General features: G+C 61.9%; 11 protein-coding genes. 3 read left to right on the plus strand and 8 right to left on the minus strand.

Going from position 1 to position 12,081, the window contains the following annotated elements:
- Positions 1 to 149 precede the first annotated feature (149 nt).
- Complete coding sequence (locus AC1DW2_RS31845) at positions 150 to 860, plus strand: Bax inhibitor-1/YccA family protein (protein ID WP_354123513.1); 711 nt, start codon at positions 150 to 152, stop codon at positions 858 to 860.
- Positions 861 to 866: 6 nt separating this feature from the next.
- Here the strand turns inward: AC1DW2_RS31845 and AC1DW2_RS31850 are convergent, their stop codons facing one another.
- The 7 genes from AC1DW2_RS31850 to AC1DW2_RS31880 all read right to left on the minus strand — a co-directional run bounded on the left by AC1DW2_RS31850 (position 867) and on the right by AC1DW2_RS31880 (position 5,703).
- Complete coding sequence (locus AC1DW2_RS31850) at positions 867 to 1,370, minus strand: DUF1269 domain-containing protein (protein WP_028152030.1); 504 nt, start codon at positions 1,368 to 1,370, stop codon at positions 867 to 869.
- A gap of 187 nt (positions 1,371 to 1,557) precedes the next feature.
- Entirely contained in the window at positions 1,558 to 3,279 is a 1,722-nt protein-coding gene (locus AC1DW2_RS31855; protein ID WP_354234651.1) for a complex I subunit 5 family protein, read from the minus strand.
- Between the two features lie 50 nt (positions 3,280 to 3,329).
- Positions 3,330 to 3,671: an NADH-quinone oxidoreductase subunit K gene (locus AC1DW2_RS31860; protein WP_014493399.1), complete on the minus strand. Its 342-nt coding sequence runs from the start codon at positions 3,669 to 3,671 to the stop codon at positions 3,330 to 3,332.
- Positions 3,668 to 4,597 carry an MnhB domain-containing protein gene (locus tag AC1DW2_RS31865; protein WP_354123511.1) on the minus strand — a complete coding sequence of 310 codons (930 nt, stop codon included), beginning with the start codon at positions 4,595 to 4,597 and terminating at the stop codon, positions 3,668 to 3,670. Before AC1DW2_RS31865 ends, AC1DW2_RS31860 begins: the two co-directional genes overlap by 4 nt.
- Before the next feature lie 11 nt (positions 4,598 to 4,608).
- On the minus strand, positions 4,609 to 4,902 hold the full coding sequence (locus AC1DW2_RS31870) for a cation:proton antiporter (RefSeq protein WP_028152034.1): 294 nt from the start codon (positions 4,900 to 4,902) through the stop codon (positions 4,609 to 4,611).
- Positions 4,899 to 5,189 carry an MrpF/PhaF family protein gene (locus AC1DW2_RS31875; protein ID WP_071911305.1) on the minus strand — a complete coding sequence of 97 codons (291 nt, stop codon included), beginning with the start codon at positions 5,187 to 5,189 and terminating at the stop codon, positions 4,899 to 4,901. The genes AC1DW2_RS31870 and AC1DW2_RS31875 overlap by 4 nt, the downstream gene beginning before the upstream one ends.
- Positions 5,182 to 5,703, minus strand: a complete 522-nt coding sequence (locus AC1DW2_RS31880; RefSeq protein WP_354123510.1) for a Na+/H+ antiporter subunit E — start codon at positions 5,701 to 5,703, stop codon at positions 5,182 to 5,184. Before AC1DW2_RS31880 ends, AC1DW2_RS31875 begins: the two co-directional genes overlap by 8 nt.
- A gap of 366 nt (positions 5,704 to 6,069) precedes the next feature.
- On the opposite strand from AC1DW2_RS31880, the gene AC1DW2_RS31885 reads away from it, so the two are divergent.
- Together AC1DW2_RS31885 and AC1DW2_RS31890 are read left to right on the plus strand one after the other, a co-directional pair.
- Positions 6,070 to 7,173 carry an efflux RND transporter periplasmic adaptor subunit gene (locus AC1DW2_RS31885; RefSeq protein WP_063986176.1) on the plus strand — a complete coding sequence of 368 codons (1,104 nt, stop codon included), beginning with the start codon at positions 6,070 to 6,072 and terminating at the stop codon, positions 7,171 to 7,173.
- Positions 7,170 to 10,235: an efflux RND transporter permease subunit gene (locus tag AC1DW2_RS31890; RefSeq protein WP_477007929.1), complete on the plus strand. Its 3,066-nt coding sequence runs from the start codon at positions 7,170 to 7,172 to the stop codon at positions 10,233 to 10,235. Before AC1DW2_RS31885 ends, AC1DW2_RS31890 begins: the two co-directional genes overlap by 4 nt.
- 6 nt (positions 10,236 to 10,241) lie before the next feature.
- On the opposite strand, the gene AC1DW2_RS31895 is transcribed toward AC1DW2_RS31890, so the two are convergent.
- Positions 10,242 to 12,071 (minus strand): SLC13 family permease, encoded by a 1,830-nt coding sequence (locus AC1DW2_RS31895; RefSeq protein WP_354123508.1) that lies wholly within the window; start codon positions 12,069 to 12,071, stop codon positions 10,242 to 10,244.
- Between the last annotated feature and the right edge of the window lie 10 nt (positions 12,072 to 12,081).

A 12,081-nucleotide genomic window follows, 5' to 3' on the forward strand; every position in this document is an offset into this window, starting at 1 on the left:
GTTACGTTTCGGTAAGTCGCTCTGGCGGATACGGGTATCCCGAGATAGGGTGATATATCTTCCGGCGCTCGGGTGATCATCCGATGTCCCCGCACGGGCCGGACCGCTAGCTTGGTTTGTTCATGTGAACCAATCCGAGGAGGCAAGCGATGTCGAATTATGATCCGAATCTGACTGCCTCAGGCACTGGTGGCGGCGCGCTAGCGATCGATCCCGGATTGCGCGCCTACATGCTGCGCATCTACAATTATATGGCCGCGGGCGTGGGCCTGACTGCAATTGTGGCGTGGCTGACGTATCAGCTCATGGGTCCCGCATTGCTTGAGAGCCCGTTGATGTGGGTTTTCATCCTGGCGCCACTCGGGCTGGTGTTCTTCATCGGGGCGCGCATCAATACGCTGTCGGTGGAAACGGCGCTCATTCTGTTCTTCGTCTATGCCGCGCTGGTCGGCGTCTCGCTCTCGACGCTGCTGCACATCTACACCAGCGCCTCGATCACGCGCGTGTTCTTCATCGCGGCCGCGATGTTCGGGGCACTCAGCGTCTTCGGCTACACCACGAGGCGCGACCTGTCCGCGGTCGGCAGCTTCCTGTTCATGGGCCTGATCGGCATCATCGTCGCAAGCTTGGTCAATATTTTCCTGAGGTCGACGGGGCTCGATTGGTTGATCTCGATCGTCGGCGTTGGCGTCTTTGCGGGACTCACGGCCTATGATACGCAGCGGATCAAGGCGATGTACGAGAGCAGGGACGATGCGACGACGGCAGGCCGCAAGTCGGTGATCGCGGCACTGTCGCTCTACCTCAACTTCCTCAATCTGTTCATGATGCTGCTGCGCCTGCTCGGCGGTAGGCGGTAGGCGGCTTCAGGCTGCCGGCCGCTCCGCCGCGCTGGCGAGCGCATCGCGCAGGATCTTTTCCTTGGTCTCGTCCAGGGACGTTTTCAACACGACTCCGCCGGCATCCTTGATTTCCTTCAATACCTTGTCTGCCGTCATGTTCTTGATCAGGACGAAGAGCGCGGCGTTGCCGGTGTGGAGCGAAGCGGACAGCTCCTTCATGAAGGAATCGTTGATGCCGAAATCGGACAAGGCGCCTCCAAGCGCGCCGGACGCAGCGCCGACCGCGACACCGATGATCGGATTGAGGAAGAGCACGCCGACCAGGAGTCCCCAGAAGCTGCCGGTAATCGCGCCCGTCGCTGTGGTGTTGACGAGCTGGTTGAGCTTGATGTTGCCGTTCTCGGCCTTGACGGCGATCACGGCGTCACTGATGGTGATCAAATATTCCTTTTGCAGTTTGAGCAGCCGAGTTCGGACTTCTTCGGCCTTTGCTTCGGTCGGGTATACGATCGCAACCAGATCAGACATGGAGACCTCCTGGGCATTCCCGCAGAGACCGCGGGAAGACTGATGCCAACTGCATGGCGCGGAGACTAAACGGCGAATTGCAAGCTCGACATCCGAGAAAACCCTTGGGCGCGGGAGAGAATGTTCCGGATCATTAGAGCAGGGGAATCCCTCGGCCCGATCTGCGCGATCCGGCTGTTCTGAGTCTTCAATTTGCTGCGAACATCGACGCGGCGAGCAGCAGCGACACCAGGAGCAGGGAGATGCCCGCGGCGGACCATTGACGGAGAACTTCGTCGCCTCTTTCGATAAGGCTGCCGGATCTAAGACAGCCGCGCCGGAGCGGACCGACCACTCTCATGAGCGCTTTCCAGGTCGCGGATGAGCCCAGCGGGTGTGGCCACGGGCTGAGCAGGATCGCGAGCGCCGCCCCTCCCAGCACAGGCAGGAGCAATTTGGATAGCGCGTCGATGCCGAACAGCTTCGATGTGGCATCATACGGGACCGGCAAATATGAATCCCAGGGCAGCAAGCCAAGGAACAAAGAACAGAGGGCCAAGGCAAGTGCTGCAAGGTCCCGGCTGAGCGGGGCTGGGCCGATGAGGGTAATCGGCTGGTCTGATGGCGCGAACGCATGGGACAGGACTAGTACGACATAGGCGGTCGTGAACATTCCGCCGGCCTGGAGCACAACGGCCCACCACCACTGCCCCGTCCTCGCCGTGTCCTGGAGCAATAACTCCTTCGCGAGTGACGCTCCGCTCGGTTGAACACCCATCAAGGCGATGCCGCCAATTGCGAACGCCAGGACGCTCAAGGGCAGGGCCCGTGCGACACCTCGCAGTCCGGTGATGCGATCGTGGCCGAGCCCGGTGTAGATTGATCCGACGGCCATGAACATCGCCGCCTTGGCAATCGCATGGGAAACCGCCTGCAATAGGCCGCCCGCCAGGGCCTGGTCACTTTCGAGCTTCCCGGACGCGCCGAACGCAAGAGGAAACATCAGGAAGAGATATCCAATCTGAGCCAGCGTCGAATATGCAATCAGGAGCTTGAGGCGCTCTTGCCGGAGAGCGACCACGCTTCCGAACACGATCGCTCCGGTTCCAAGCGCCGCGAGCAATTGTGCGGCAGCCAAGCCGGGCAAACCCGGCATGACGTCGAACCAGAGCCGCACAAGGATGAAGAACGATCCCTTCACGACCAAGGCGGACAGGATCGCGCTACCTGCGGCCGGTGCGCCGGCGTGAGCGGGCGGCAGCCAGAGGTGCAACGGAAAGAGTGCAGTTTTTGCGAGGAGACCGGTCGTCATCAAGGCTGCCGCGATGAGCACGCCGGAGTCCGCGCTCACGCGATGCGACAACAACTCGATATCAAGGGTGCCGTAGAGACCATAGAGCAGCGCGGTGCCCATCAGGTAGAGGACCGAGCCGAGCAGTGCGAAGAGCAGATACCGCAGCGCGGCCCGAAGCGTCTCCGCGCGACCGTCGAGAGAGACCAGAGGCACTGCGGCGAACGTCAGCAATTCCAGCGCAACATAAAGCGTGAAGAGGTCTCCCGCGACGAAGATCGTGTTCAGCGCGCCCCAGATTGCCAGAAGCAGGATCCAGAATGCGAAAGGTGCGCGCGCTTCGACAGATTGGGGACGAAAATCGGTTGCGGCAAAAATGGCGACCGCGCAGATCACGACCGCCGTCGTCGCGAGCATGACCGCCGACAATCCGTCCGCGCGGAGGGCTACGCCGAGCGGCGGTGGCCAGGCGCCGAGTAGGTAGACGAGGTGGCCGTCGCTCCGCGGCAAGAGCACGAGAACGGCGAGAGCAATCGCCAACCCGACCGGTACGACCGTGGAGGCAACCTGCCGGACGTAGCGCTCACCGAGAGCGAACGCCAGCAAGACGCCCGCGACCGGCACGACGATCGACAGCACCAGCAGGAAGCCGCCGGCGGTGGTCACCAGCGCGGGGGCGGGGGGTAGCATCAGTGACCGGACGGATCGGAGCGCGGGCTCGCCGCCGCCCGACTGTTGAGCGTCGTGGAGCCGGCGATCTGAAAAAGCCGCAGCAACAAGGCTATCGCCAGAGCCGTTGCGGAAAACGCGACCACGACTCCTGTGATCACCAGGGCCTGCGGCACCGGGTCGTTGCCAAAGCCCGCTGCGGCGCCTCGCCGCCCGACGATGCCGAACAGAAGAAACACGCCGCTGCCGAGCAGGTTGAATGCGATGATCTTGCGAAGCGGTTGCGGATTGGCAATCAGGCCGTAGAGCCCGAGCCCGACCGCCGCGGCGGCGCATAGTCCGAACACCGTCACGGCGCTCATCGCTCAGCGCTCCTTTCAGGTGCACCGGCGAGCAGCAGGCCGAGCGTCGTCGCGATCGTCAGGAGCATCGCGACCTCAATGCTCAGAATTAGCGGCTTGGCGAACGCAACGGGATAGGCAAGGAACGCCGACCCAAAACAGAGCCCGCCAAGGCCGACGGCAAGGAATAGGCCGGGACCGCCCACCAGGATGAGACGTAGCCATCGACTGCGCACGGGCGGGGTATCCACCAACCCGGCCATGATCACCAGCAGCCACATCGATGCGAGAACCGCGCCGCCCTGAAATGCTCCGCCGGGGTGATCAGCGCCCGTCCACAGGATGTAAATGCCGACGACGATGCCGGCGGGTGGCAACAGGCGCGCAAGAAAGGCGAGAACACCATTTGGATCAGCCTGGTGGCGTGGTCCGGGACGACCGCCCCAGGCCTGGTCCGACGCAAGCGACCAGACACCGACGATGGCGAGCAGGAGCACGACCTTCTCGAGCATGGTGTCCATTCCGCGGAATGCCATGAGAACGTTGGTGACGGGGTTGGTCATTCCGGTCGCCCCGGCATTCGCGACGACGGCGGGCGCGAGCGTTGGCGCCGGATCTGGCAGCAGCAGGATCGTGACGGCCAGCGCTGCCGCGATCGACGCGGACACTATGGCCGCGCTCAAGCGCACGATCAGGCTGGGCCCTTCCGTTGTCATCGCCTCGGTATCGCGCAGCCGGGCCGCCGCACCCAACAGCACGACGCCGCCAAGGCCTCCGCCAATTGCAGCCTCGGTCAGCGCGACATCGACGGCGTCAAGACGGACCCAGATCAGCGCAACCAGCAGTCCGTAGGCGATGAAACCAACCGTGGCCGAATAAGTATCGGGGACGGCGATCGTCCAGATGGCGAGGCCCAGCACCACGGCGGCGAGCGCGATCTCGAACACTGTTGCGATGTTCATTTGCCTGACCCGCTCTGACGTGCCGTGCGCGCGATCAATTGGGAGACGGTGGCGCCCGCGAGCAGCACGAACATCCAGATGCTGATCAGCTTCAGCCCGTCGCGCAGGCCTCCTGTTTGGGGGAGCAGCCCGAGCACGACGAAACCCAGGCCGAGGTTATCGGCCTTGCTGAGCGCGTGCAGACGAGTCAGGGTGTCGGGAAAGCGAAGAAGGCCGACGGTGCCGGCGAAAAAAAAGAATACGCCTGCCGACACTCCCGCAACCGTGATGATGTCGCGTGCGACGCTCATCTGTCCTCCCCCGGATCGGCCCCATCGGTTTCGAGGCGGGAGAGCCCCTTCTTGACGAATGCGATGGATGCGAAAGTGGCGAGCAGTGCCAGTATCAATGCCACGTCGACGGCCGCCGGCACGCCTGTCACGGTGCCGAGCAGCAGCAAGACGGCAATGCCGGCAGTCCCGATCAGTTGCGCCGCCATCATCCGGTCGGCATCTGTCGGGCCACGCAAGATGGAGACCAGCCCGAGCCCCAGCATCGCCAGGATCAAGCCGACTGCGGCAGTGAGGAATTCAGTCATTGTAGAGGGCCCGAACCAACGCCGCTTCCTCCGCGGCAAGTTCGGCAACGACCGGTTGCTCGACGTCGAGACAGTGATAGACGAGCTGCCCGCTCTCCTCCCCGGTTGGCACAGTGCCAGGCAAAAGGCTGGTGAGTGTCGTGAACACGTTCCGTTGCATCCCGCGTGAGAGGCCGGTCGGATAAAACACAAATCCCGGCCGCAGCGGCAGCCGGGGATCGAGCGCGCGGCGTGCGACGTCTACGCCGGCGACCACCGATTGGTATAGGAAAAGCAGCGCCAGGCGCACGATGGCAGGAATTGACCGTCGGGATCTGCTCGGCTCCAGCAGGTGCAGGCTTACCCAGGTTGCTGCCGCGGTTGCTGCCGCGGCGGCAGGAATATCTGTCGGATTGGCGCCGGCAAGCACGAGCCAGAGGCAAAGGAAAAATGTGGCTCTGAAAGTCGCAGTTCGCCACGATCCTCTAACCGCGACGACGGCACGCCCATATCGATCACCTGAGGACCCTGTCATCCCGGTTTCCTCGGTTGCTCCCGGATTGTGTCGTCCGGGTCTGCCGTGTTTTGAGGAAGCGCGTTTGCGCGCCCCAGACGAGAATTCAAACGGCGGAGCCGCGGCAGGGGTCGCGACTGCTTCACCTGACGATTGCATCATGCGTCGTGGACGGAACCGGCGACATCGGGTGATTGCCTGATCATGTCTCAGGAATCTGCTGATGGCCGAGCACGGATTCCATCCGGCACCACCGAGTAGATTTACCGATGTTGACGGCGGACTCCTTCGGCAAAAATGCGGATGGCGGTACCGGGGAAAATGCGACTGCGGACTGAGCAATCCTCCCGGCAAGATCTCACTCCCGGAACGGAACAGGTCATGTTCATGCACGGCAGCCGATCCGCGCCCCGAAACATCCTCACATCGACGCTGGTGACGGCGTTCTCGCTGATGCTGGCAGGATGTGGACGGGAAACCGAAACCAAGGACGCATCTCCGCCGCGGATCGTACGCACAGCGACCGTAGAAAAACGCAAGGTCACAACGCCGCTGACATTCTCCGGACGGGTCGAGGCAGAGGACGAGGTGAATGTCGCATTCCGGATCTCGGGACGATTGTTGAGTAATGACACCAAGATAGGCGACCGGGTCAAGGCCGGCCAGGTGCTGGCACGATTGGAGTCGCAGAATGAACTGAGCACGCTGCGGCAGGCGCAGGCCTCCCTTGCCGCCGCTCAGGGGCAATTGACCCAGGCGCGCAATCACTTCGATCGTCAGGAGACGCTGTTGGCGCAGGGGTGGACCACGCGCGTCAACTATGATGCCGCAACCCAGGCACGGCAAACCGCGCAATCGCAAGTCGATGCGGCCGAAGCGCAACTGAGTTCTGCGCATGACCTCGTTGGTTTCACTGAACTCAAGGCTGATGCACCCGGTGTGATAACAGCCACAGGTCCGGTCGCCGGCGAGGTCGTCCAGGTCGGGCAGATGATCGCCAGGATCGCACGGCAGGACGGTCGCGATGCGATCTTCGATGTCCCCGCTCAATTGATCAGGTCGGCCTCCACCGATCCAGAGATTACTGTCAGCTTGGCTGACGATCCGTCGATAACGGCGCAAGGGCGCATTCGCGAAGTCGCTGCACAGGCCAGTGCTGTGACCCGAACCTTCGAGGTCAAGGTCGGCCTGACGGATCCGCCAGCCGCGATGCGGTTGGGTGCGTCAGTGATAGGGCGAGTGAGTACCACCGCAGGGCCGATGATCGATATTCCATCTTCCGCACTGACTAGGATGAACGAGCAGCCCGCCGTATGGGTCGTCGACCCGGCCACCGCCACGGTCGCGGTGCGCAATGTGGACGTGCTGCGATTCGATGAAGCGCAGGCCATCATTTCCCAGGGGCTCGACATCGGCGAAATAGTTGTCACCGCCGGCGTTCAGGCGTTGCATCCGGGTCAGAAGGTCCGGATTCTTGGATCCGAGCCATGAGCGGAATTAATCTTTCCGACTGGGCTCTGAAACACCGTTCGCTGGTCGTCTATATGATGGTAATTGCGGTGGTCGGGGGGGCGCTGTCCTATTTCCGGTTGGGGCGCAACGAAGATCCCGCCTTCATCATCAAGACCATGGTCGTCCAGGCCGCGTGGCCCGGCGCAACTGTGGAAGAGACGATGAAGCAGGTGACTGAGCGCCTCGAACGTCACTTGCAGGAAACGCCGCATCTGGACTTCCTGCGGAGCTTCACAAGGGCCGGTGTCGCGACCGTCTTTGTAAATCTGAAGGGGAACGCGAATGCGAAACAGGTGGCCGACACCTGGTACCACGTACGAAAGACGATCGGAGACATGCGCCATACACTACCCGCAGGCGTGATCGGGCCGGGGTTTAATGACGAATTCGGTGATACATTCGGCATCATCTATGGCTTTACCAGTGACGGCTTCACTCAGCGCGAGTTGCGCGATCGGGTCGAGGACATCCGCTCAAGGCTGCTTCTCGTACCTGACGTGTCAAAGATTGAGCTTCTGGGCGAACAGGATGAAGTGATCTTCGTCGAGTTCTCCACGAAGGAGCTCGCGGCCCTCGGAATTGATCGGTCCGCTCTTATTGCGGCGCTCCAGTCGCAAAACATCGTGCGTCCGGCGGGAACGATTCAGACAGGCTTGGAAAGCATCTCGATTCGGGTATCAGGCAGCTTCCAGTCGGAGCAGGACATCGCCAACATCAATTTTTCCGCCGGCGGCCGCATGCTTCGCCTGAGCGATATTGCGCAGGTGCGACGCGGCTACACGGATCCGCCCCAGCCGATGTTTCGGATCAATGGCAAACCGGCAATAGGCCTTGCAATCGCCATGCGGGATGGCGGCGACATTCTCGCGCTCGGCGCCAATATTAGAAAGGCAATGGCGCAAATCACCGCGGATCTCCCCATTGGAATTGAGCCCAGCCTGGTCGCGGACCAGCCCGTTGTCGTCGACCAGGCGATCCGCGAGTTTACGGTCTCGCTGATGCAGGCGATCGGCATCATCATGGTGGTGAGTTTCATCAGCCTGGGCGTACGACCCGGCCTGATCATCGCGCTGGCCATACCGTTCACGCTGGCGATCGTGTTTCCGATCATGGGACTTCTCAGCATCGATATGCAGCGAATATCGCTTGGCGCGCTCATCATTGCGCTCGCATTGCTGGTCGACGATGCGATGACCACGACCGATGCGACGCTCAGTCAGCTCGCAGAGGGCGCCAGTAAGATCGAGGCGGCAACTTTCGCATATCGGACCCATGCAATGGCGATGCTCGCGGGCACGCTGGTGACGATAGCGGGCTTTATACCGGTCGGCTTTGCCGCGAGTTCCGCCGGTGAATACACGTTCTCGCTCTTCGCCGTGGTCACGATCGCACTGCTGGTTTCCTGGTTCGTTGCGGTCATTTTCACGCCACTGCTCGGAGCAGCGATCCTTGTTCCACCGAAGCAGACAAGTACGGCGGATCCGGGCAGGATCTTCCGCATGTATCGGAGTTTCCTGACTTTCGCGATGCGCGCGAAATGGCTGACGATCGCGATCTCCTTGGCGCTCTTCGTTTGTTCGGTGCTTGCGCTGCCGCTCATCCCGCGACAGTTCTTTCCATCGTCGGACCGTCCTGAATTGCTCGTGGACCTGAGCTTGCCGCAGAACTCGTCAATCCACGCGAGCGAGGCTGCGGCAAAGCGCCTGGATGCTGCCCTTTCGACCGATGCCGATGTGGCGCGGTGGAGCACCTATGTCGGGCGCGGCGCCATCCGCTTCTATTTGCCCCTTAATGTTCAGCTCCCGAACGATTTCTTCACGCAGGCCGTGGTGATCGCTAAGGATGTCGCTGCACGCGAGCGCCTGCATTCCAAGCTCGAAAAGCTGCTCGCGCAGGAGTTTCCTAACGCGATTGCGTTCGTTTCTCCGCTTGAGCTCGGACCGCCGGTTGGATGGCCGGTGCAGTATCGGGTCAGTGGGCCCGACGTGGAGCGGGTGCGCGAAATCGCGCTCAAAGTCGGACAGATCGTAGCCTCCAGTCCGGACACCAAACAGGTGAATTTCGATTGGATGGAACCCAATCGCCAAGTGCGTATTCGCGTGGACCAGAACGAGGCTCGCCTTCTCGGCCTCAGTTCGCAAGCGATCGCGACAGTCCTGAATACGGTCATATCCGGCACACCCATTACCCAGGTTCGCGACGATATCTATCTGGTCAATGTGGTGGCGCGCGCGACCAACGAGCAGAGGGGCTCGCTGGACGGTCTGCGCAACTTGCAGGTGGCGCTGCCGGGTGGGCAGACTGTTCCTCTCAGCCAGTTCGCCTCCTTCGAATATGACCAGGAGTTTCCGCTCGTCTGGCGGCGCGACCGCGTTCCGACCCTGACGGTTCAGGCTGCCATTGCCGGTGACAAGCTGCCGGAGAGCGTGGTTACGTCGCTCTCGATGGCGATCGAGAACTTCAGAAAGAGCCTTCCTTCGGGGTACAGCGTCGTCGTGGGTGGCACCGTGGAGGAAAGTCAGAAGTCGCAGGCGTCTGTGCTGGCGGTGGTGCCGGTGATGCTGTTCGTCATGTTTACCGTCCTCATGGTGCAGCTCCAGAGCTTTCCGAGACTGTTCATGGTGCTCAGCGTGGCGCCGCTCGGCCTTATCGGCGTGGTTGCAGCGTTGATGCTGTCCGGCAGGCCCCTGGGTTTTGTCGCCATTCTCGGCGTACTCGCGCTGCTCGGCATGATCAGCAAGAACGCGGTCATTCTGATCGGTCAGATCGACGCCGAACGCGCTTTGGGCAAGACGGCCTGGGACGCTGCGGTGGATGCCAGCAGCTCCCGTTTTCGGCCGATCATGTTGACGGCCGTATCGACTGTTCTCGGGATGATTCCAATCGCGCCAACAGTATTCTGGGGACCGATGGCATTCGCGATCATGGGCGGACTCCTGGTCGCCACCGTTCTGACGCTGGTCTTCCTGCCGACGCTGTATGTAGCCTGGTTTGCGCGGGACGAGAAAGAGCAACCGTCCGCGGGATCGCGCCCGGCCTGACGGCCGCTAAAATCGGAGCAGCCAAGGCACCAGCGCCAGGGTCGTTACCATCACGACGACGGTAAAAGGGACACCAATCTTCAAGAAATCGCCGAAACCGTAATTGCCCGGTCCGACCACCAAGGTGTTCACCGGCGAAGACACAGGCGTCATGAAGGCGGCCGAGGCCGCGATGGCGATAGTCATCGCGAAGGGATACGGCGAGGCGCCGATGTCCTTCGCGACAGCGAGCGCTACTGGCGCCATGAGCACCGCGGTCGCCGTATTCGAGATGAACAGGCCAAGCGCAGCCGTGATCACGAAGAGCAGCGCCAACAGGACTCGCGGTGATGCCTCGCCCGCAAGATGCGTCACCGCGTCGGCGGCGAGATCGACGCCACCGGTTCGTTGCAGCGCCAGCGAAAAGGGCAGCATGCCGACAATAAGAACCAGGCTCTTCCAGTTGATCGAGGCATAGGCACTGTTGAAATCCACGCAGCCCAGCAACCCCATCAGCAAGCAGCCGATCAGAACCGCGTGCACGTTCGGCACCACACCGCTGACCATCATACCGACCGTCAAAGCCAGCACCGCCAGAGCCTGAGGTGCGAGGTTCGCGGCCGGGAGAACCTCTTTGTGCTCGGTCGGTAGGTTCAGGACGACAAGATCCGAGAATTCGGATCGCAGCTTGCGGATGTCAGACCAGAAGCCGGTCAGCAGAAGGGTGTCACCGACCTTCAAGGTCTCATCGAGCAGCCCCTGGCTCACGACCTCGCGACCGTGCCGCAACCCCAGCACCGTCAATCCCATTTCGCTGCGCACCCGCGCTTGCAAAATGCTCTGGCCAATCAGCTTGGACTCCGCCGGGACGATGACTTCGACCATGCCGATCTCCTGCGAACGATCGGTGAAGTAGCCGCAATCGCCCAAAGGGAGCTTTTCGACCATATAGTCATTCAGCATCCGGTTGGTTTCGGCAGGGGACGCGATGACGTCGAGCAGCAAGATCTGCCCCGCGGCGAGCTCGGTCCTTGCGTTCGGGCGGATCGCCTCGGACCCGAAGCGGCTGGGAAGCTCGATGGCGAGCAGATTTACGCCACTGTTCCGGAGCGGGAGCTCTTCCAGGCGCTTGCCGACCAGCGGCGAGTCAGTCAGCACGCGTACGCGCAAGGCGCGATCGGTGAGGCCATACTGCGTTACCCAATCAAGCAAGTTCGGCTGACGGCGCTCGCCGTCCACACGCTTGGCGGAGACGGGCAGAAACCGCCGCGCGAACAGCATATAGGCAATGCCGAGCGCCAGGAATGTGAGCCCAAAGGGCGTGAAGCTGAAAAAGCCGAAGCCTGCCGCACCCTGGCGGATCAGCTCGGCGTTGACCACGAGATTCGGCGCCGTCGCAACGAGGGTGAGCATGCCACTGATCAGGGCCGCAAAGCTCAAGGGCATCATCAGCTGGCTCGGCGCGGCACCCGTGTTCTGACAGATGCGCAGCACGACCGGGATGAAGATGGCCACCACGGCCGTCGAACTCATGAATGCACCGAGCCCGCTGACCGCGAGCATCAGTAGCACCAGCATGCGCGTCTCGCTGCTGCCGGCGGTCGCGTTCAGCCAATCGCCGAGGCGACGCGCCACACCGGTGCGCACCAGCCCTTCTCCGATCACGAAGAGGCCCGCGATCAGCACGATGCTGGGATCACTGAACCCCGCCAGCGCCTCGTTGATGGTAATCACCCCAGTAAATGGCATGATCACGATCATCAGCAGCGCGACCGCATCCATGCGCGGGCGATTGGCCATAAACATCACGATCGCGGCCGCAAGCAGCAGAAGAACCAAAGCAAGATTGGTGTTCATGCGGAAATAC

It is taken from the genome of Bradyrhizobium sp. P3_C3, assembly GCF_056402655.1.